The organism is Symbiobacterium ostreiconchae (assembly GCF_055396975.1).
The window spans coordinates 1,236,111-1,256,126 of sequence record NZ_AP042454.1; the positions used below are offsets into that span (position 1 = coordinate 1,236,111).

General features: G+C 68.9%; 22 protein-coding genes. 14 read left to right on the plus strand and 8 right to left on the minus strand.

Translation table 11 applies throughout. The annotated features are described in order from the left end of the window. Positions 1 to 36: 36 nt before the first annotated feature. From ACZ5UM_RS06100 to ACZ5UM_RS06115, 4 genes are read right to left on the minus strand one after another with little or no spacing between them, the layout of a single operon-like run. The gene (locus ACZ5UM_RS06100) at positions 37 to 660 is read right to left on the minus strand and encodes a DUF47 domain-containing protein (protein WP_464847501.1); all 624 of its coding nucleotides are present in this window, start codon (positions 658 to 660) and stop codon (positions 37 to 39) included. A gap of 55 nt (positions 661 to 715) precedes the next feature. Beyond that, positions 716 to 931 (minus strand): DUF2905 domain-containing protein, encoded by a 216-nt coding sequence (locus tag ACZ5UM_RS06105; RefSeq protein ID WP_464847502.1) that lies wholly within the window; start codon positions 929 to 931, stop codon positions 716 to 718. 12 nt (positions 932 to 943) lie between these two features. Then, the gene (locus tag ACZ5UM_RS06110) at positions 944 to 2,599 is read right to left on the minus strand and encodes a putative ABC transporter permease subunit (protein WP_464847503.1); all 1,656 of its coding nucleotides are present in this window, start codon (positions 2,597 to 2,599) and stop codon (positions 944 to 946) included. Continuing rightward, positions 2,596 to 3,318 carry an ABC transporter ATP-binding protein gene (locus ACZ5UM_RS06115; protein ID WP_273382109.1) on the minus strand — a complete coding sequence of 241 codons (723 nt, stop codon included), beginning with the start codon at positions 3,316 to 3,318 and terminating at the stop codon, positions 2,596 to 2,598. Before ACZ5UM_RS06115 ends, ACZ5UM_RS06110 begins: the two co-directional genes overlap by 4 nt. Positions 3,319 to 3,514: 196 nt before the next feature. Between ACZ5UM_RS06115 and ACZ5UM_RS06120 the strand changes: the two genes are divergently transcribed. The 6 genes from ACZ5UM_RS06120 (at position 3,515) to ACZ5UM_RS06145 (ending at position 7,930) form a co-directional block, all read left to right on the plus strand. After that, on the plus strand, positions 3,515 to 4,504 hold the full coding sequence (locus tag ACZ5UM_RS06120; protein WP_464847504.1) for a S1C family serine protease: 990 nt from the start codon (positions 3,515 to 3,517) through the stop codon (positions 4,502 to 4,504). 214 nt (positions 4,505 to 4,718) lie between these two features. Beyond that, a complete protein-coding gene (locus tag ACZ5UM_RS06125) occupies positions 4,719 to 5,285 on the plus strand; it encodes a hypothetical protein (RefSeq protein WP_464847505.1) in 567 nt (188 codons plus the stop codon). 40 nt (positions 5,286 to 5,325) lie between these two features. Next, a complete protein-coding gene (locus ACZ5UM_RS06130) occupies positions 5,326 to 5,547 on the plus strand; it encodes a 4Fe-4S binding protein (protein ID WP_464847507.1) in 222 nt (73 codons plus the stop codon). Positions 5,548 to 5,560: 13 nt separating this feature from the next. Next, positions 5,561 to 6,628 carry a 3-methyl-2-oxobutanoate dehydrogenase subunit VorB gene (locus ACZ5UM_RS06135; RefSeq protein WP_464847510.1) on the plus strand — a complete coding sequence of 356 codons (1,068 nt, stop codon included), beginning with the start codon at positions 5,561 to 5,563 and terminating at the stop codon, positions 6,626 to 6,628. After that, entirely contained in the window at positions 6,628 to 7,389 is a 762-nt protein-coding gene (locus ACZ5UM_RS06140; protein ID WP_464847513.1) for a thiamine pyrophosphate-dependent enzyme, read from the plus strand. Before ACZ5UM_RS06135 ends, ACZ5UM_RS06140 begins: the two co-directional genes overlap by 1 nt. Further along, positions 7,376 to 7,930, plus strand: coding sequence for a 2-oxoacid:acceptor oxidoreductase family protein (locus tag ACZ5UM_RS06145; protein ID WP_464847514.1), 555 nt, complete (start codon positions 7,376 to 7,378; stop codon positions 7,928 to 7,930). Before ACZ5UM_RS06140 ends, ACZ5UM_RS06145 begins: the two co-directional genes overlap by 14 nt. A gap of 27 nt (positions 7,931 to 7,957) precedes the next feature. Here ACZ5UM_RS06145 and spo0A read toward each other — a convergent pair whose 3' ends face one another. After that, positions 7,958 to 8,716: a sporulation transcription factor Spo0A gene (gene spo0A / locus ACZ5UM_RS06150; RefSeq protein WP_464847515.1), complete on the minus strand. Its 759-nt coding sequence runs from the start codon at positions 8,714 to 8,716 to the stop codon at positions 7,958 to 7,960. A 299-nt stretch (positions 8,717 to 9,015) separates the two neighbouring features. Between spo0A and ACZ5UM_RS06155 the strand changes: the two genes are divergently transcribed. Continuing rightward, the gene (locus tag ACZ5UM_RS06155; protein ID WP_464847516.1) at positions 9,016 to 10,266 is read left to right on the plus strand and encodes a uracil-xanthine permease family protein; all 1,251 of its coding nucleotides are present in this window, start codon (positions 9,016 to 9,018) and stop codon (positions 10,264 to 10,266) included. Positions 10,267 to 10,347: 81 nt separating this feature from the next. Here the strand turns inward: ACZ5UM_RS06155 and ACZ5UM_RS06160 are convergent, their stop codons facing one another. Beyond that, positions 10,348 to 10,917 carry a TPM domain-containing protein gene (locus tag ACZ5UM_RS06160; RefSeq protein ID WP_464847518.1) on the minus strand — a complete coding sequence of 190 codons (570 nt, stop codon included), beginning with the start codon at positions 10,915 to 10,917 and terminating at the stop codon, positions 10,348 to 10,350. 165 nt (positions 10,918 to 11,082) lie between these two features. On the opposite strand from ACZ5UM_RS06160, the gene ACZ5UM_RS06165 reads away from it, so the two are divergent. Together ACZ5UM_RS06165 and ACZ5UM_RS06170 are read left to right on the plus strand one after the other, a co-directional pair. Beyond that, positions 11,083 to 12,138: a 4Fe-4S binding protein gene (locus ACZ5UM_RS06165; protein ID WP_464847520.1), complete on the plus strand. Its 1,056-nt coding sequence runs from the start codon at positions 11,083 to 11,085 to the stop codon at positions 12,136 to 12,138. Between the two features lie 150 nt (positions 12,139 to 12,288). After that, positions 12,289 to 13,107, plus strand: a complete 819-nt coding sequence (locus ACZ5UM_RS06170; RefSeq protein ID WP_464847521.1) for an Asp23/Gls24 family envelope stress response protein — start codon at positions 12,289 to 12,291, stop codon at positions 13,105 to 13,107. Positions 13,108 to 13,155: 48 nt separating this feature from the next. On the opposite strand, the gene ACZ5UM_RS06175 is transcribed toward ACZ5UM_RS06170, so the two are convergent. After that, positions 13,156 to 13,482 carry a hypothetical protein gene (locus ACZ5UM_RS06175; protein WP_464847523.1) on the minus strand — a complete coding sequence of 109 codons (327 nt, stop codon included), beginning with the start codon at positions 13,480 to 13,482 and terminating at the stop codon, positions 13,156 to 13,158. Between the two features lie 578 nt (positions 13,483 to 14,060). On the opposite strand from ACZ5UM_RS06175, the gene ACZ5UM_RS06180 reads away from it, so the two are divergent. The 5 genes from ACZ5UM_RS06180 (at position 14,061) to rpoN (ending at position 18,765) form a co-directional block, all read left to right on the plus strand. Continuing rightward, entirely contained in the window at positions 14,061 to 14,864 is an 804-nt protein-coding gene (locus tag ACZ5UM_RS06180) for a phosphate ABC transporter substrate-binding protein (RefSeq protein ID WP_464847527.1), read from the plus strand. 76 nt (positions 14,865 to 14,940) lie between these two features. Next, entirely contained in the window at positions 14,941 to 15,774 is an 834-nt protein-coding gene (gene pstC / locus ACZ5UM_RS06185) for a phosphate ABC transporter permease subunit PstC (protein ID WP_464847530.1), read from the plus strand. Beyond that, positions 15,771 to 16,568: a phosphate ABC transporter permease PstA gene (gene pstA / locus ACZ5UM_RS06190; RefSeq protein WP_464847532.1), complete on the plus strand. Its 798-nt coding sequence runs from the start codon at positions 15,771 to 15,773 to the stop codon at positions 16,566 to 16,568. The genes pstC and pstA overlap by 4 nt, the downstream gene beginning before the upstream one ends. Continuing rightward, positions 16,565 to 17,368: a phosphate ABC transporter ATP-binding protein gene (locus tag ACZ5UM_RS06195; RefSeq protein WP_464847534.1), complete on the plus strand. Its 804-nt coding sequence runs from the start codon at positions 16,565 to 16,567 to the stop codon at positions 17,366 to 17,368. The genes pstA and ACZ5UM_RS06195 overlap by 4 nt, the downstream gene beginning before the upstream one ends. Before the next feature lie 35 nt (positions 17,369 to 17,403). Next, positions 17,404 to 18,765 (plus strand): RNA polymerase factor sigma-54, encoded by a 1,362-nt coding sequence (rpoN, locus tag ACZ5UM_RS06200; RefSeq protein WP_464847537.1) that lies wholly within the window; start codon positions 17,404 to 17,406, stop codon positions 18,763 to 18,765. Positions 18,766 to 18,903: 138 nt separating this feature from the next. On the opposite strand, the gene ACZ5UM_RS06205 is transcribed toward rpoN, so the two are convergent. Next, positions 18,904 to 19,821, minus strand: a complete 918-nt coding sequence (locus ACZ5UM_RS06205) for a LysR family transcriptional regulator (protein WP_464847538.1) — start codon at positions 19,819 to 19,821, stop codon at positions 18,904 to 18,906. Positions 19,822 to 20,016 lie beyond the last annotated feature (195 nt).

Below are 20,016 nucleotides of genomic sequence, written 5' to 3' on the forward strand. Positions count from 1 at the left end.
GACGAGGACCTTTCGCATGACCGGCGCCGCGGGCCGTCACGCCCGCTTCATGATCACCCCTTCGAGGGTGTTGGCCACCGTTTCCACCTCGTCGGTGGCCCTCTCCAGCATTTCGTAGATCTCCTTCATCGTGATGAACTGGAGCGGGTCGGACTGGCTCCGGTCATACAGCTCAGACAGCGCCAGGCGCAGTTCTTCGTCGCCGTGGTTCTCCAGCGTGTTGATCTGGCGAATGCGGTCCCGGATCTCCAGCAGCTTGCCTCCCGCCAGCAGGTCGATGGCGGCGACCAGCTCGGTGGCCTGGGCGCGCAGGATCTGCGCGAAGGCGCGCAGGTGCTTGTCCGAGGAGGACAGCCGGTAGATCCCGACCCGGGCGGCGGCGGCCTCCATGGCGTCGACCACGTTGTCGATGGCGACGCCCAGCGCGGCCAGATCCGCCCGCTCCAGCGGCGTGGCGAACGTCCGGTGGATGAGCTCGAACAGTCTGTGCGTCAGGTCGTCGCCCTTGGACTCCAGCTGTTTGATCTCGGGGCCCAGGTTTCCCACGTGCACGGGTTCTTCGAGGAGCCGCCCGAGCAGGCCGGCTACCTCTGCAGCGTTCTCGGTTGCCTCCCGGAGCAGTTGGTAGAACTGTTGGCTGCGACCGCTGATGAAGAGCATGGACCAAACCCCCTATCTGCACAAGGTGGAAAGCGAGCCTGCCGGTTCCCTGCGCTCAGCGCCCCAGCCGCTGCCAGAGCCAGAAGAGCAGCGTGAGGGCGATGCTGGCCAGGATGCTCGTCGCGATCGGGAAGTAGAAGGTGAAGTTGCCGCGCCGGATGACGATGTCGCCCGGCAGGCGGCCCAGGCCGGGCAGAAAGCGTTCGACCAGGTAGATCGCACCGCCCACAACCAGCAGCAGTGCGCCAATGGTCATCAGCGTGCGACCCATGCGACCAACTCCCTACAGCTCGTATTGCGTGTAGCGCACGTCGGCGAGTGCTCCCACGGTTTTCGCCAGCCCCCAGACCTCCAGGGCCAGCACGATCAGCAGGGCGGGGAGGAAGAACGGGCGAAGGCCCCAGTAGAGCAGGGCGGCGACCAGGGCCGTCACGGCGGTGACGCCCAGGTTGACCAGCATGGCCAGGAGCGAGTTGATGTTCCCCTTCATGGCCTGCTGCGGGTCGGTCCAGCGGAGGCTGGGCCTCAGCACATCGATGAGCAGGTCGCTGTAGCCGGCCAGCGCGCTGACGATCAGGCCGCCGGCCAGCAGGATCGCGAGATTGCGCGGCGTGGCCAGACCCACCCAGACCGTGGCGGCCAGCACCACCAGCACGTTGAGCAGGTTGAACACCAGGCTGTGCAGGACCTTGGCGTGGATCTGCATCCGGGGGGCCACCGGCAGGGACTGGCTGATCCAGAACCACGGCCCCTCACGGCTGATCGCCGAGGAAGGCAGGGCGGATGTGGAGCTGAGGCCGAAGACGATGGCCAGCAGCACGACCGGCGTCCACGGCAGGTCGGCGACCCCCGAAAGGTCGAAGCCTTCCACGACCAGATTCCCGGTCGCCATGGGGATCGCGATGAAGAGCGGAATCAGCAGCGGGGTGATGACGCCGGTCATCAGGAAGGTGGGGTTCCGGTTGAGCAGCCGCACCTCCCGGAGGAAGAGCGCCCGGAGGGGGGACTGCGCCTTTCCCGTGCGCTCGGCCAGCTCGGACCGGGTGACCTGGCGCCCCGACGAGGCCCGCTCGCCGCCGCTCAGCAGCCCGGTGAAGAAGAACCGCTCGGCGCCGGCCACCAGCAGCGCCAGGGAGGCGGCGACGGCGCCGGTGAACAGGAGGAAGGCCGGGATGCCGAAGGCCGGCGCGCCGGCCTGCAGGGCCTGAGCGCCCCAGGTCGACGTGACCAGCCACCGGGCGGCGCCCTGGACCAGCGGCTGGTTGCTCTCGATGAACCGCTGGACGTCTTCGGCCTGCAGCCCGCCCTGCTGGAAACGGCCGACGAACTGGATGCCGACGGCCAGGGCGATGCCGATCACCGCCCCGAAGACCCGGATGAGGTCCCGGTTGCGGCGCAGCGCCGTGATCCGCATCAGGAGCAGGCTGAACAGGCCGGACAGCACGAGGGGCACCACCGGCAGCATCAGGTAGATGAGCAGGGCGAACGGGATGTAGAGCAGCCCCACGTCGGCCAGCACGCCGTAGACGATCAGGGCGGGCAGCACCACCGGCGCCATGGTCAGGTACTCGCCCAGGAGAATGGTGGCCAGCTTGGCCAGGACGATCTCGCCCGGCCGCAGGGGCAGCGGGATGAGAAAGCGCAGATCCTGGCTGAAGTAGAAGACGGAGATGACGTAGAGCACGCCGAAGATCAGGCAGAGCGCCTGCCCCGCCGTGAGCGCGACGGTGAGCACGTGGTGGGCCTGCCCGAACTGCGCGAGCCCCCCGTAGAGGCCGACGTACATCGCGCCGAACATGACCACCACGGGGATGAACGCCAGGATCAGAAAGGGGATCAGCAGCAGGCCCATGCGGGACCGGGTGCCCGACATGCGCTCGATCCCGCCGCGCCAGCTCTGGATGAGCTGTACGCGCAGGAGCGGCCAGATGTTCCTCATTTCTCCGTCAGCTCCAGGAAGATGGATTCGAGGGTTTCACCGGTCTGCCCGCTGCGGAGTTCATCCAGCGTGCCGCAGGCGATGATGCGCCCCTTGTTGATGATCGCCACCCGGTCGCAGAGCCGCTCCGCCACCTCCAGCACGTGGGTGGAGAAGAAGAGCGTGCGGTTCCGGCGGGTGTGCTCGACCATCAGTTCCTTGAGCTGGAAGGACGAGCGGGGATCGAGGCCGACCATGGGCTCGTCCAGCACCCAGACGGGCGGATCGCGCATCAGGGCGGAGATCAGGACCAGTTTCTGCTGCATGCCATGGGAGTAGCTGTCGATGCGGTCGAGGAGGGCATGGGTCAGCTCGAAGGCGTCCGCGAAGCGGGCGATCCGCTCCTCCCGCTCACGGGCGCTGACGCCGTAGATGTCGGCGATGAAGTTGAGGTACTCCAGGCCGGTGAGCCGGTCGTAGACCTCCGGGGTATCGGGCACGTAGGCCAGCTGCCGCTTGGCTTCCAGCGGCTGTCTGACCACGTCGTAACCGCCCACCTTGACCGTGCCGCTGTCCGGCCGGAGCAATCCGACGATCATCTTGATGGTCGTCGTCTTGCCGGCTCCGTTGGGACCCAGGAAGCCGAAGATCTCGCCGGGCCGTATGGTGAGGGTGAGGCCGTCCACGGCCTTCCTGGCCCCGCCGCTGTAACTCTTGGAGACGTTCAGGAGTTCGATCATGCGGGCCATTCCTCCAAGGTCAGACGTATCCTATAGGGTTTCACCGGTGGCCGGTTTCTTCCTGCTGTATCCAATAGAAGAGACGTTTCAGGGGGGCCGGTTTGTTCGGTGGGCAGTCCCCTGCCCGGGGTTGAGATCCCATGAGATCGAACGTAAAATGGCAAGTTAGAGTGTGGACACATGAGGGGGTGTGGGCGTGGACCCGTTTTCCTCGGCCCTGATCGCGGCGCTGGACCGGGTACGTCCTGCGGTGGTGCACATATACGCCGTCACGCCCAAGACGGGGCAGATCGCCCTGGGCACGGGGGTCATCCTGGACCATTATCACATCATCAGCACCGCGCAGATCGTGGCGCCGGAAGACGAGATCACCGTGAAGACGGCGGACGGGAAGCGGCGGCGGGCGGAGTGCATCGGCGTCGATCCCCTCTACTTCCTGACGGTCCTGCAGGTTGAGGAGCGGCTGCCCTACGACCCGCCCACCTTCGCGCCGGACGGCACCACGCCGGTCGGGCTCTTCGTGGCCGCCGTGGGCTTTGCCCTGGGCCAGGAGCACACGGCGACCAGCGGGATCATCAGCAGCAGCGACCGCACGGTCTACCGCCCGAAGGCGCGCGGCCGGGGAAACCTGCCGGTGGACGGGCTCCTGCTGACGAGCGCCGCCATCCATCCCGGAAACGCCGGCGGCCCCCTGATCGACCTGGAGGGGCGGGTGGTGGGGATCAACGGCATCCCCTGGCAGGGCGGGCTCGGCCTGGCCATTCAGGCATCGGTGGCCGCCCGAGTGGCGAGTCAGATTATCGATTACGGTTACGCCGTCCACCCCTGGCTCGGCTTCTCCGGCGAGGTCGACGTCATCGACGACATCTGGGTCGAGATGCTGAACCTGCCCACGGACAGGGGGCTGGTGGTGCAGCACGTCGCGGGCAGCGGGCCGGGCAGCCGGGCCGGCGTGCAGGAGATGGACATGATCATGGCTGTGGGTGACCGCCAGCCGGTCCTCAGCACGGGCATGATCCGGAAGATCCTCTCGACGCGCCGCTACGGTGACCGGGTGCCGCTCACGGTGCTGCGGCAGGGCGAGCTGATCGAACTGCACCTGCCCGTGGAGGAGATTCCCGGCCTGGACAGGCTGTACGCGGAGGACGATGACGAGGCGTCCCTGCCGGACGACGACGAGGATTAGGCCCGTTCACAATATTCCGGGTTGTGTCTATAGCCCTTTCTGCCTAAAACCAAGTACCGATACCCCCCGTCCCTCCGCGGCGGTTAAGATGGACCTGGGGGGATCAGTCATGTTGCAGGCTGCCCGTACCCTCTTATTGGGTCACTTCGGTTCGGGAAAGACCGAAGTGGCCATTTCTATTTCGCTTTCGTTGTGTGCTGAGCAAAAGCGCCCGATGTTGCTGGACCTGGATTTCATCACGCCGTACTACCGGTCCCGCGATGTGGCCGAGGAGCTTGCAGCAGCCGGGGTTGAGGTGGTTCGACCGGCCGGCGAACTGTGGCGTTCCGACCTGCCGGTCGTGGCTGCGCGCGCCGTGCAGGCCATGACCGCGTATGACGGCCCGGTGGTGGCGGACATCGGCGGCGGCGAGGGCGCCCGGGTGGTCGGCAGCATGCGTCTGCCCCCGGGCACGTACGAGGCGCTGATGGTGATCAATCCTTACCGGCCGGATACCCGGTCACCCGAGGAGGTGGTCCGGTACGCGCGGTGGCTGGAGGAGATCGGCCGGATCCGGCTGACCGGGCTGGTGAACAACGCGAACCTGGGTCCGCTCACCCGCCCGGAGCACGTAGTGGAGGGACTTGCACAGGTGGAGGAAGCTGCCCGGCTGCTGGGGCTGCCCGTGCGCTTCACGGCGGTGCGGGCGGACCTGGCCGGGGCGCTGCCGGACCTGCCGGTGCTGCCGCTGCAGCTCCGCATGCGGCCCCCGTGGGAAGCGGCGCCCTCCGCCGGAACGTAGTTCGCTCGCTGGTCTTCTGAAGGACGTTGAAAAGGGGGTTATGGGGTTGCGCGGAATCAAGCTGGAGATGGATCAGGATCGCTGCAAGGGATGCGAGCTCTGCACGGAGGCCTGCCCGCGGGAAGTGCTCGCCATGGGCAACCAGATCAACGCGCTGGGCTACCGGGCGGCCGTGGCCATCGCCCCGGAGCGGTGCACGGGCTGCCGGGCCTGCGCACTGGTCTGCCCCGAGGTCGTCTTCACGATATACAAGATCGCCTAGGAGGGGATGCCCGATGGAACCCACGACGACCATGATGATGAAGGGCAACGAAGCCCTGGGCGAGGCCGCGATCAGGGCGGGGTGCCGCTTCTTCTTCGGCTATCCCATCACGCCGCAGTCCGAACTGCCGGCGTACATGGCGCGGCGCATGCCCGAGGTCGGCGGGACGTTCCTGCAGGCCGAGTCGGAGCTGGCGGCGGTCAACATGCTGCTGGGGGCGGCGGCCACGGGCGTCCGGGCGATGACCTCGTCCTCTTCCCCGGGGTATTCGCTGAAGCAGGAAGGCATCTCGTACATGATCGGCTGCCAGCTGCCGTGCGTGGTGGTCAACATCATGCGGGGCGGCCCCGGCCTGGGGAACATCCAGCCCTCCCAGAGCGACTACTTCCAGATCGTCAAAGGCGGCGGCCACGGTGACTACCGCATGATCGCGCTGGCGCCCTCCACCGTGCAGGAGCTGGTGGACCTGACCATCCTGGCCTTCGACCTGGCGGACGCCTACCGAAATCCCGTGGCGATCGTGGGCGACGGGCTGCTGGGCCAGACGATGGAGCCGGTCACCTTCCCGCCGGTGCAGGTGAATGCGGAAGAGAAGGACTGGGCCCTCACGGGCGCCGACAACCGGCCGAAGCGGGTCATCACCTCGCTGGAGCTGAACCCTGAGAACCTGGAGGCGCACAACCGTGTGCTCCAGGCCAAGTTCGCCGCGATGGAGCAGCGGGAGACCCGGTGGGAGGAGTACCGCTGCGAGGATGCGGAACTCGTCGTGGTGGCTTACGGCACGTCGGCCCGCATCGCCCGCGCAGCCGTGGATGTGGCCCGCAACATGGGCCTGCGTGTCGGCCTGTACCGGCCGATCACGCTGTGGCCGTTCCCGGCTCAGGGGCTTGCCCGGCTGGCGGAGCGGGGCGTGAGGCGGTTCCTCGATGTGGAGATGTCCGCCGGACAGATGGTGGAGGACGTGAAGCTGGCCGTGCTCGGCCGGGCCCGGGTGGACTTCTACGGGCGGCTCGGCGGCATGGTGCCGACCCCGCGCGAGATTCTCGGCCAGATTCAGGAACTGATGGGAGGCGAGGCCTGATGAAGCGGATCGCAGGCATGCCGCAGGCGATGTCGCCCGTGGTCACGCACTACTGCCCGGGGTGCAGCCACGGGGTCCTGCACCGGATCGTTGCCGAGCTGATTGACGAGCTGGGTCTGCGGGGGCGGACCGTGGGCGTCGCCTCGGTCGGCTGCTCCGTACTGGCCTACAACTACTTTGAGACCGATTTCGTCCAGGCCCCCCACGGCCGGGCGCCGGCCGTCGCCACTGGCGTGAAGCGGGCGCGGCCGAACCTGTTCGTCTTCACCTACCAGGGAGACGGCGACATGGCCGCCATCGGCACCTCGGAGATCATCCACGCGGCGGCCCGGGGCGAGCGCATCACCACCATCATGTACAACAACACCATCTACGGCATGACCGGCGGGCAGATGTCGCCCACCACCCTGATGGGCGCGGTCACCGCGACCACCCCGTACGGGCGGAAGGAGGAGAACGGCCAGCCCTACCGCATGGCGGAGCTGCTGGCCCAGATGCCCGGTGCGGCCTACGTCGCGCGCACGCACGTCGCCGATGTCGCGAACATCGTGAAGACGAAGCAGTACCTCCGGAAGGCGTTTGAGGCGCAGCTGAACGGCCTCGGGTTCTCGATGGTGGAGGTGCTCGGCAACTGCCCGACCAACTGGGGGATGACCCCGGCCGAGGCCAACCGGTACGTGCTGACCGACATGCTCAGCTACTTCCCCGTCGGTGAGTTCAAGGATGTGACGAAGGAGGCGCTGGCCGGTGTACACGCATGAGATTCTGATCGCCGGATTCGGTGGCCAGGGCGTGCTGACGGCCGGACAGCTGCTCGCCTACGCCGGGAACCTGGAGGGGCAGCACGTCTCGTGGGTGCCGGCCTACGGCCCGGAGCAGCGGGGCGGCACGGCCAACTGCTCGGTGGTGATCTCCGACAGCCCCGTGGCCTGCCCGATGGTCTCAGAGCCGACCGCGTGCATCGTGCTGAACCAGCCGTCGCTGGAGAAGTTCGAGCCGACGGTGCAGCCGGGGGGCACGCTGGTGGTCAATACGTCTCTCTGCACCACGCGGCCGACGCGGACCGACATCACGGTGGTGCCCGTGCCCGCCACCGACCTGGCGGTGGAGCTGGGCAACGTCCGGTTTGCCAACATGGTGGCCCTGGGGGCGCTCCTGGCGGTGGTGCCCATGGTGAAGATAGAGTCGATCCTGGAGGTCCTGCCGAAGGTCATGGGCGAGGACAAGGCGCGGTACATCCCCGTCAACCGTGAGGCGCTCTCGCGGGGGATGGAGGAGGCGCGCCGGGTCCTGATGGTCTGACGCGCACAAGGCGGGGAGCGGGGGTGCTCAGGAACCCACCGCTCCCCGCAGATGATCGGCCAGCATGGCCACGAACTCCGCGTTGGTCGGCTTGCCCCGCACGTGGTGAACGGTGGCGCCGAAGAGCCGTTGCAAGTCGTTGATGTCGGCCCGACCCCAGGCGACCTCGATCGCATGGCGGATGGACCGCTCGACCCGGTTGGGCTGGGTGTTGTGCAGACGGGCGATGTGGGGATAGAGCTCCTTGGTCATGCCGCAGGTGCTCTTGTTGAGGCTGAGGACGTACTGGACGGCGTCTTTCAGGAACCGGTAGCCCTGAAGGTGCGCCGGCACGCCGCTGCGGCGCAGGAGCTCCGCGATGGTGCGCGAGCTGGGCACCGTGCGGCCCGCCGATGAGGTGTTCGACGCGGACGGGTGGCCGCAGACGAGGAGGGCGCGCTCGGCGACCAGGTCCGGCTGGCAGGGGCGCAGCAGGCAGTAGCTGGCCCCCTTCTCGTAGTAGTGCTGCACCAGCACGTCAGAGGCGCAGGAAAGCAGCAGCAGGACGTGGGGGCGCTCCTCCGGGCCCAGCTCCGCCAGCACCCCGAGCCCGTCCAGGTGCGGCAGGACGTCGTCCAGAATGAGCAGGTCCGGACGCAACGTCCGAACCAGTTCCACCGCCTCCAGGCCGTGGCGCGCCTCGCCGACCACGGCGAACTCGGCCATGCCGTCGAACTTGTCCATGAGGCGCTGACGCTCCTCGTGATTGTCGTTGGCGATCACGACGGTGGTCCGGCCTTCCACCATGTCGATAGACCCCTCCTTCTCGACAGGAAGGAATCCTAACTTCTGGTATAAAATACCTCCCCGGGTTCGACGAAAATGTGCCGCGGGAGAGAAGAAGAAGACACTGGTCAAGCAGGGCCGTTCGTGGTACACTGAGACAGAACTAAATACCGGCGACCTTTAAGGCAGTCCAGTGAGACTGGCAAGGTCACATGGTAAGGTGCGCCCTGATGTGGGTGTGCCTGCCACGCGACTTCTTGCCTCGCCGGTAAGGAGTCTTTTTTATGCGTCGCAGGAACATCAGTCAGGGGGTATGTGCGATGGCGGGTTCGACGGCAGCGATCTCCACGACGGCAGAGCTTTCGCAGACCAAGCGGTTCGTCCTGGGCCTGCAGCACGTGGCGGCCATGTTCGGGGCCACCGTGCTGGTGCCCATCCAGACGGGGCTGAACCCCAGCGTGGCCCTGCTGACGGCCGGTCTCGGCACCTTGCTGTTCCACCTGGTGACGAAGCGGAAGGTGCCCGTGTTCCTGGGCTCCAGCTTCGCCTACATCGCCGCGATCCAGCTGGTCGGGCAGACAGAGGGGCTGGAGTACGCGACGGGCGGCATCGTCGCCGCAGGCCTGGTCTACCTGGTGCTGGCAGGGCTCATCTACCTGTTCGGCGTCGACAGGGTCAAGAGCTTCTTCCCGCCCATCGTCGCCGGTCCGATGATCATGGTCATCGGCCTGACGCTGGCGCCCGTGGCGGTGGACATGGCCTCCGCCCACTGGCTCGTGGCCATCATCACGCTGATGGCCGTCGTCGTGGTGTCGGTCTACGCCCGGGGCTTCCTGAAGCTGCTGCCCATTATCTGCGGCATCGTGGTGGGCTTTGGGGCCGCCGCGGCCTTTGGTCTGGTGGACTGGGCGAGCGTGCGCGAGGCCTCCTGGGTGGCCGTGCCGCCGGTGATGGCGCCCAAGTTCAGCCTGTCGGCCATCCTGGCCATCGCGCCGCTGGCCCTGGTGACGATGGTGGAGCACATCGGCGACGTCACCACCAACGGCGCCGTCATCGGCAAGGATCTGATCCGGGATCCCGGCCTGCACCGCACCCTGCTGGGCGACGGCCTGGCCACCGCCCTGGCCGGCCTGCTGGGCGGCCCGGCGAACACCACGTACTCGGAGAACACCGGCGTGCTGGCCGTCACCCGCAATTACGACCCCGGCATCCTCCGCATCGCCGCCGTCTTCGCCATCGCCCTGGCGTTCGTCGGCAAGCTGGGGGCCGTGCTGCAGGCGATTCCGGCCCCGGTGATGGGCGGCATCTCCATCGTCCTGTTCGGCATGATCACGTCCATCGGCATCCGCCAGGTGGTCGATGCCCGGGTGGACTTCACCAACGGCCGCAACCTGGTGATCGCAGCCGTGGTACTGGTGCTGGGCATCGGCGGCGCCGTGGTGCCGCTGCCCGGCGGCCTCCAGCTGAGCGGCATGGCCCTGGCGGCCCTGGCTGGCGTGGTGCTGAACAAGGTCCTCCCTGAGCAGATCAGCCGGGAGGCGGAGGCGGTACTGACCGGCGGCGACGACTAGCTGTGGACAGGAAAACCCCCGGGAAAGGCAGCCGGCCTTTCCCGGGGGTTCGTCGTCCTGCACAGCCTTGTGTACCGGAACCTACTTGACCTGCGCGTTGATGGCGTTGATCAGCGCGGCCAGGCCCCCGGCGGGATCGCCCTGGCGCGACAGGGGCAGGTACTGGTTCTGCACCAGCTCCAGCATCTGCTGGAGGGTGATTCTGCGGTCAAAGACCAGGACGCCCATGGCGAAGCGGATGTTGTAGTTGTCCGCGGGGAACAGGACCAGCAGAATCTCATTGTTTCCGGGGTAGCCCTGCGCTTCCAGCATCTGATCGAGATATGCGGTCTTGTCCATCTCGCGGGGGGCGTCGTGGGCGATCACGATGGTGTACGTAACGGGCGACTGGGCCCGCAGCGCTTCCTTCAAGGCTTCGATGTCGCCGGGGAGATCGGGAACCGCCGGGTCGGGCTGGGCCGGATCCTCCGGAGGATCGACCGGGTCGGTCGGCCGCGTGGGCTCGCCCGGCGGCGTGGGGGCTGGGGTCGGCTGCGGTTTGGACTGCGGCGGCGGCGAGGGCGGCGGCTTGTCCGCGGCGCCACAGCCGGCGACCAGCAGTGCGGCGCTGAGTATGAGTGCGGCGGCGCGCAGCCAGAGAGGTCGGCGCATGTCGTGTGACACCCCCTTGTCGGTCTTACTGTTTATCTAACGACACAAACGGCGCTCCGGTTACGGGTCAATCCGCCAAAATGCCCATGCGGGCCATCGCAAATCCACCGCTCTCCCTATTCCGGTGACCGACAGGACCACGGTACGATCAGGAGAGACGGGAGCGTGAGCAGCTTGATCAACCTCGAGCACCTGCTGAAACTGGTCGATCCCGATCCCATCCAGGTCGATGCGCAGGCCTGCCTGGCGGCCAGGCACCGGCACTCCCGCTGCCGCCGCTGCGTCGAGGCGTGCCCGGTTTCGGCGCTGCGCCTGGAGGAAGGGCGGGTCCGGGCGGACACGGCTGCCTGCGACCGCTGCGGCATCTGCGCCGGCGTCTGCCCGACGGCCGCGATCGCCGTCCGCGGGATCGATGAGGAAGCGGCGCTCTCCGCTGCCGCGGCCCACTGCGAGAAGGCGGTCGGCGCCGGCCTGCGGCTGCCCTGCCTCGGCTACCTGTCGGTGGACCACCTGATGGCCATGGCCCTCCGCCATCCCCGGGTGGAGCTGGCCTCCGGCGACTGCGAGTCCTGCGCACGGAGGGCGGGCGGCGAACTGGCCCGCACGGCGGTTGCGCAGGTCCGCGAGGCCCTGGCCGCACTGGGGTCGGATCACGAGGTGTTCCTGTCGGCGGCGGGGGGCGCCGGTCCGGCCGGGCCGGGCCTGAGCCGCCGGGAGCTGCTCGGGCTCTGGCGCACGGAGTCGGCCCAGGTGGCACGCCAGTTCCTGCCGGAGCCGGAACTCAACCACGCCCGCCTGCCCGCCCGCCTGCCCCGGCGGCGAACCCGCTGGCTGCGCCGGGTGAACCCCGATGCGGCGCGGGACGGCGCGATGCCCGGCGGCCCCTGGAAGGCCCGCCGCGTGGGCGAGGCCTGCACGGGGTGCAGCATCTGCGCACGGTTCTGTCCGACCGGAAGCCTGGCCGCTGAAGCGTCAGACGGCGCGTGGACCCTGACCCACCAGCCGGCCGCCTGCGTGGACTGCGGCACCTGTGTGGAGCTCTGTCCGGTGCGGGTCATCGGCGAGGCGCCCCTTTCCGCCCGGACGCTGGCCGGCGCGGAGCGGCAGGCGCTCATCCGGCTGGTGGACCGGCGCTGCCGCAGCTGCCGCCGCACGTTCAGAGGCAGCCCCGAGGAGGAGCAGTGCCCCAACTGCAGGAACATCCTGGGGTCGCTCGGGTAAGCCATCCTTCCATACAGTAGAATAGTAGACGATCCGGCCAGGTTTATCCAGCCGCAATTTTGGCGAGACCGCGCCCGGCAAACCGGAAGGCGGTCTTTTTCGTCGGATAGAATAGAGGTTTGAGACATTCGCGCACAGGGGGTGATCTGGGTGGAGGTGGTCGCCCTGGTGGGGCCCGCGGGCAGCGGCAAGAGCCACCGCGCCCAGATCGTGGCGTATCAGAACCAGTGTGAGCTGATCGTGGACGACGGCCTGCTCATCGACCGGGACGGGAAGATCCGCGCCGGCACCAGCGCCAAGCGCGAGGAGAACAAGATGGCGGCCGTCCGGCGGGCCATCTTCCTGAATGAGGACCACCGGGAGGAGGTCCGGTCCGCGCTCTGGTCGCTGAAGCCCAAGCGGGTGCTGGTTCTCGGGACGTCGGACGAGATGATCGTGCGCATCTGCGACGCGCTGGACCTGCCGCACCCCGACCGCACCATCCGCATTGAGGAGATCGCGACCCCGGCGCAGATACGGCTGGCCCAGCGGAAGCGGCACCACGAGGGCAAGCACGTCATTCCCGCCCCGACCTTCGAGGTGAAGAAGACCTTCTCGGGCTACATGGTCGACCCGCTGCGGTACTTCTTCAAGCGGGACCACGGGATGGGTCCCGTGACCCTGGAGAAGTCGGTGGTGCGCCCGACGTTCTCCAGCCTCGGGCGGTTCTTCATCGCCGACACGGTCATCGCGGCCATCGCCACCCGGGCGGCGGAGATGGTGCCGGGCGTCGGCAAGGTGGGCCGGGTGGTGGTGGAGAGCCGGCGGGAGGGTGTGCTGGTGGACATGGAGGTGCTCCCGCGCTACGGCTTCCACCTCTTCGACGTGCTGCGCGAGGCCCAGGAGGCGGTAGCCGTACAGATCGCCCAGATGACGGACCTGAACGTGCTGGAGGTCAACCTGGAAGCCCGCCGCCTGCTGGTCGAGTAACGAAGAAGAGCCCCCTCTCAGGCCCGCCCGGCCTTGACAGGAGGCTCTTTACGCGGATGGGCTGTCCTTCTCCACCTTTCTGCGGCGTGCCGGCCAGCTCTGCCGCCCCGGCGAGACGGCCTCGTCTGTCTCCGGCGGGACGGGCCAGACGCGGTTCAGCACCGCCAGCAGGCTGGTCAGATTGCCCTGGAAGGTGAGGGTGCCCTGGCTCTCTCCCGGCATGCCGGTGATGCAGTTCAGCACCAGGGCGACTTCCATTCCGTCGAGGTTGCCCTCGGCCTGCACGTCCGTCTCCAGCAGGTTTACAGGCGTCTCGAACACCTTCATCTGGCGGCGGCGGCAGGCCATGAGCAGCCTCTCCTTGCCTTCGAGCACAGGTCTCCCTCCTCGCTCACTCGCAGGTCATTAGGATGTCATTATAACGACAGACCCAACACGAAACCAGCCTTGTTCACCATGGAATGTGTTGGTACAATGTACGCAACGTGCTGAGCCGCGGTAGTGGTTTAGCACATTTCTGTTTTCTTACCCGGGCCCGGACGGCGTGTACGTCCGGGCCCGGGAGCACCGCCTGGCAGTTGGCAGGGGGAGGGGGTGGGGAGGGGGGCTCCGCCCCACTCCCCACTTGGATCAACGCAACGTGCTGAGCCGCGGTAGTGGTTTAGCACATTTCTGTTTTCTTACCCGGGCCCGGACGGCGTGTACGTCCGGGCCCGGGAGCACCGCCTGGCAGTTGGCAGGGGGAGGGGGTGGGGAGGGGGGCTCCGCCCCACTCCCCACTTGGATCAACGCAACGTGCTGAGCCGCGGTAGTGGTTCAGCACATTTCTGTTTCCTTACCCGGGCCCGGTCGCTCCGCCTGGCGCAGGGGTTCAGCACAAAGATTTCTGGGCGCAAGCGCGGCGCGCCTCCTGGAAAGGCTAGGGAGAGACTGGCCTGAACGGGAGGCGCCTTATGCATATGTATCTGAACCATCCGGCGCGCGCCCGCGCCGGGGCGGCATGCCTGCTCGGGCTGCTGCTCGCCGTCCTCCTCGCCGGGTGCGCCCGCTCCAGCGTCGGCCTGCGCATCGCCGGCTCCACCTCGCTCCAGCCTCTGGCGGAGATGCTGGCCGAAGGCTACCGGGCGGCCGGCGGGGCCCGCGTCTCCACCCAGGGTGTCGGTTCCACCGCCGGTCTGCAGGCGCTCCGAAGCGGGGTGGCGGACCTCGCCACCATCTCACGCCGCCTGACGCCCGAGGAGGTCCAGCAAGGGTTCCAGGCCCACGTCATCGCCTGGGATGTGCTCGCCGTCGCCGTCCACCCGTCCAACCCCGTCGAGGGGATGACGCTGGCCGAGCTGCGCCGCCTGTTCGCCGGCGAGATCCGGGACTGGGCGGAGCTCGGGGGCCCGCAGGGCCCGGTGCACCTCATCAGCCGGGAAGCGGGGTCGGGCTCCCGGCAGGCCTTCCGGGAGCTCGTCGGCCCCATCCATCCCCTCACGGCGGTCCAGAACAGCAACGGCGCCATCCGGCTCGCGGTCCGGAACGACCCCGCCGCGGTGGGGTACCTGAGCCTGGGCGTTGCCCGGGCCGGCGGGGTGAAGCTGCTGCGCATCGACGGGCGCCTGCCCGGCGAACCCGGGTATCCGCTGGTGCGGCCGCTCAGCCTGGTCACGCTGGGACCCCCTGCCGGAGAGGCGCGGGCCTTCCTGCAGTACGCCCTGAGCCCGGCCGGGCAGCGGCTGGTGGCGGACGAGGGCATGCTCCCGGTCCGGTAGCCCGCTTCTCGCGGCGGCAGCCTGTCTCACTTGCGCCGGTCCCGCATATCCATCGCTTCAGGAACAAGCGGGAGGGATGGACGTGCGGGACCGGCTTGCGCGCGCCGTGCTGGGCGCGGTGGCGGCCGTCGCCTCCGCCGGCGTCGTCCTGATCGCGCTCACCGTGACCGTGGAGGGCTGGCCGGCCCTGCCCGGCCTGTTCGGCACGACGTGGAGCCCGGAGGACGGAAAGTTCGGCGTGCTCCCGCTGCTGGCGGGATCGGCCCTGGTCACGCTGGGCAGCCTTGCGATCGCCGTGCCCGCGGGCATCGGCCTGGGCCTGTTCCTCAGCGACGTCGCGGCGCCGCGGCTGGCAGGCCTGGTGCGGCCCGTGCTCCAGGGGATGGCGGCCGTGCCCAGCGTCGTCTACGGTTTCCTCGGGCTGGACTACATCGTGCCCTGGATCAGCCGGGTTTTCGGAGGGCTGGGGTTCAGCCTGCTGGCCGGCAGCCTGGTGCTCGCCCTGATGGTGCTGCCGACGATCGCCGCCGTGGCGGAGGATGCGCTCCGGGCCGTCGACCCGGCTGTGCGGGAGGGCGCGTATGCGCTGGGGGCCACCCCGGGGCAGGTGGCCTGGCGGGTGCTCCTGCCCGCGGCCAGAAGCGGGCTCACGGCCGCGGTGGTCCTGGCCCTGGGGCGGGCCCTGGGGGAGACCATGGCCGTGCTGATGGTGGTGGGCAACGCCGCTGCCGTGCCCCGCTCACCGCTCGATCCCGCCCGCACGCTGACGGGCAGCATCGCCCTGGAGATGGCCTACGCGACCGGCAGCCACCGGGAGGCGCTCTTCGCCAGCGGCGCGCTGCTGCTGCTGGTCAACCTGGCGGTGAGCCAGATCGCCCGGCGCGCCGCAGGCGGGAGGGTGGCGCAATGAGGCCGCTGCTTACCGCCCTGGCGCTCGCCGTCTCCGGCGTGATGGTCGGGCTGGTGGCCGCGCTCGCGGCCGGCGGGGCCGGAAGCCTCACGCTGGACTTCCTGTTTTCCCTGCCCGCCCGCGCGGGGCGCGAGGGCGGCATCCTCTCCGTGATCCTGTCCACCCTGTGGCTCGCAGCAGGCGCCCTGGCCCTCGCCCTGCCGCTGGGCCTCGGCACGGCGCTGTACCTGGTGGAGTACGCGCGCCCCGGCCGCCTGGTCAGGCTTATCCGCAGCCTCATCGAGACGCTGGCGGGCGTCCCCTCCATCCTCTTTGGCCTCTTCGGGTTCTCGGTGTTCGTCGTGCGGCTGGGGTGGGGCCCCTCGCTCCTCGCGGGCAGCGCGACGCTGGCGCTCATGCTGCTGCCCACGGTCATCCGCACCAGCGAGGAGGCCGTCGCGGCCGTGCCGCAGCAGCTGCGGGAGGGGGCGGCCGCCCTGGGGGCCACCCGGTGGGAGGCCGTCTGCCGGATCGTGCTCCCGCAGGCGGCCCCGGGGATCCTCACCGGCGCGCTGCTCGCGCTGGGGCGCGCGGTGGGCGAGACCGCGGCGGTGCTGCTCACCGCCGGCACCGATCTGGCCCTGCCGCGGTCCCCCCTGGATCCGGGCCGGCCGATGGCCGTGCACCTGTACATCCTGGCGGGCGAGGGGCTCGACGACGGGCGGGCCCACGCCACGGCCCTGGCGCTGGTCTGCGGCGTCCTGCTGGTGAACACGCTGGCCCATCTGCTGCTGGACGGGAGGCGGGAGCCGTGAAGCCGAAAGAGAAGCCGGCAGCGAAACTGGCCACCCGGGCGCTGCGGGTCTGGTACGGCGGGCGCGAGGCCCTGCGGGGCGTCAGCCTGGCCGTTCCGGACCGGTCGGTCACGGCCCTCATCGGACCGTCGGGGTGCGGGAAGTCGACCTTCCTCCGGGCCCTCAACCGGATGCACGACCTGCGCCACGGGGTGCGGGTGGAGGGGCGGATCCTGCTGGACGGCCGCCCGATCGACCGGCTGCCGCCCGAGGTGCTGCGCCGCCGGATCGGGATGGTGTTTCAGCGGCCGAACCCGTTCCCGATGTCGATCTTCGAGAACGTGGCTTTCGGACCGGCCCTGCTGGGCGTGCGCGGGGAGGCGCTGGAGCAAACCGTCTGCACCGCCCTGCAGCGGGCGGCGCTGTGGAACGAGGTGAAGGACCGGCTCCACCAGCACGCGGGCGGGCTGTCGGGCGGGCAGCAGCAGCGGCTCTGCCTGGCCCGCGCCCTGGCCCTGGAGCCCGAGGTGCTGCTGCTGGACGAGCCCTGTTCGGCCCTGGACCCCGCGTCCACCGAGCAGATCGAGCGGCTGATCGCCGAACTCAGGGGATCGATGGCCATCGTGCTGGTCACGCACTCGCTGGCACAGGCCCGCCGGCTGGCGGACCGCGTGGCGTTCTTCCGGGACGGGCGTCTGGTGGAAGAGGGGCCGGCGCATGAGGTGCTGGAGCGGCCCCGGCAGGCAGATACCTGGAGGTTCCTGGCGCACAGCGATTGGCACGGGATTTGCAGAGGAAACGGCCCCGGCGAGGGCGAATAGCCTACAGCAGAGCAGCGTGCTGGGGGGTGTCGGCCATGCGTCTCGGTTTCGAGCTTCGGATGCAGCAGACCCAGCGCCTGGTGATGACACCCGAGTTGCGCCAGGCCATCATCGTGCTGCAGAAGCCCGTCGCCGAGCTGGGCGAGCTGATCGCCGGCGAACTGCTGGAAAATCCCTGCCTGGAGGCGGAACCCAGGGAGCCCGCTGAGGAGGGTGCGCCGTCGGAAGTCGGCCGGCTGCTGGATTTCCTGAGCCGCGGCGAGCCGCCCGCGGCGAGCCCGCCGGCCGACCGGGACGAGGAGGCCTCGTTCGAGGCGTACACGCCCAGGATGCCGACGCTCGCCGAGTACCTGCACGGGCAGCTGGGGCTCCTGCGGCTGGACCGGACGCAGGCGCGCATCGCCCGGTTCCTGGTGGGCTGCCTGGATGACCACGGCTACCTGACGGTGTCCGTCAAGGAGGCTGCCGGCCAGCTGAACGCCGCAGAGGAGCAGGTGGAGGCCGCACTGCGGGTGATTCAGTCGCTGGATCCGCCGGGCGTCGGCGCCCGCTCGCTGCAGGAATGCCTGCTGATTCAGTGGGCCACGCTGGACGATCCGAACCCGCTGGTGCCGGAGATCATCCGCCACCACCTGGAGGACCTGGCCGCCGGGCGCATCCCGCGCATTGCCGAGCGGCTGGGCGTGGACTGCGCGGAGGTGCAGGCGGCCGCTGACGCGATCCGCACGCTCGACCCCAAGCCCGGGCGGCGGTTCGGCGGCGCGGACGAGCCCCGGTACGTGGTGCCCGACGTCGTGGTGGAGCGCGTGGGCCAGGATTACGTGGTGATGGTCAACGAGGCGCCCCTGCCCCGGCTGACGATCTCCGCCCAGTACCGCAGGCTGCTGGACACCGCCGACGGCCACACCCGCCGCTACGTGGAGGACCGGATCCAGTCGGCGCTCTGGCTGATCAAGTCCATCGAGCAGCGGCGCCTGACGCTGCTGAAGGTCACCGAGGCCATCGTGCGGTTCCAGCGGGACTTCTTCGACCGGGGTCCCCGGTACCTGCGCCCGCTGACGCTGCGGGAGGTGGCCCAGGCGATCGGCGTGCACGAGTCGACCGTCAGCCGGGCGACCAGCGGCAAGTGGGCGCAGACGCCTCGGGGCACGTACGAGCTGAAGTACTTCTTCTCCAGCGGCGTGGAGACCGGCCGCGGCGAGGGGGTGGCGGCGGAGGCGGTGAAGCGGCTGATCGCGGACCTGATCCGGCAGGAGGATCCGGCCGAGCCGCTCTCCGACCAGGCGCTCGCGGAGGCGCTCGCGGCGCAGGGGCTCAAGATCGCCCGCCGGACGGTCGCCAAGTACCGGGACGAGATGGGCCTGCCGAACTCCGGCCAGCGCCGCCGCTACGGATAAGGACGCACAGGCAGACAGATGGGCTGCGCACGGATGCGCAGCCCTTGCCGTATGCGCAGACGCGCCGTCACCCCCGGATGGCTGCCCGGGGACAGCGCTCCCGGAGCAGCGCCAGGGACGCCGGCGCACCCGTTGTGTTCACTCCTCCTTGTCCAGCCCCAGAGGGACGCCGAACATCTCCTCCAGCACGCGGAGGAAGGCCTTGGCGGTGCCGCTCCAGATCTTGCCCCGCCTGTGGATGAGGATGTTCTGCCGCTTCAGATTGGCGCTGTTGGCCAGCGGCACGGCCACCACCTGGCTGAGCTCGATCTCGGACTTGACCGTGGAATAAGGGAGCATGGTCAGCCCGAGCCCGCAGAGCACCATCCGCTTGGCGGCTTCAATGGAATCGAGCTCCATTGTAATATGGGGAACGAACCCCTGACTGGCCCACCACTGTTCGACCAGGGCCCAGTACCCGGAGGCCCGGTCGGTGGTGATGAACGACTCCTGGGTCAGCTCATCCAGCGAGACCTCCCTCCGGCGGGCCATGGGGTGGTCGGGGGGGACCACCAGCAGGATCGGCTCCTCCGACAGCGGGTACGCGATGATCTCCGCATGGCTGGGCAGCGGCGCGTGCACCAGCCCGACCTGAACGGTGTCGTCCAGCACCAGCTGCTGTACCTGGTGGGAGCGGCCGGTGTGCACCAGCACTTCCACCTTCGGGTAGGCGCGCTTGAACTTCGTCAGGATGTCGGGAAGCAGGTAGGCCGAGGTGGTCAGGGCGGACCCCACGGAAAGCGTGCCCCCGCTGGCCGTCTGCAGGTCCAGCACGGCCTGGCGGGCCCGCTTGATGTCCTGCAGCACGCGCTCGGCGTGGGGCAGCAGGGCCCTGCCGGCGTCGGTCAGCCGTACCCCCCGGGGGCGGCGCTCAAACAGCTGCTGTCCCAGCTCCTTTTCCAGTGCCTGAATGCGGGCCGTCACCGACGGCTGGGTGAGGAACAGGCGCTCAGCGGCCCGGTTGAAGCTGCCCGTCTTGGCGATCCACCAGAAGGCTTCCAGTCCCTGCACATCCATCTTCGCTCGCCTCCCGGCTGGCGATACCCTTCACCTACTACTACCATACCATAAAAAGAATCTATCCGGACGCCCAATAGACCCTGTGTCCACGAATGGGAGGGTTTCCCCGCCCGCTGCCGGACGGTCGGCGCACGGTACATCGCCGCGATGCGCCCGATGAATACTAACCCGCGGAGAAGGGTTTTTTCCAGC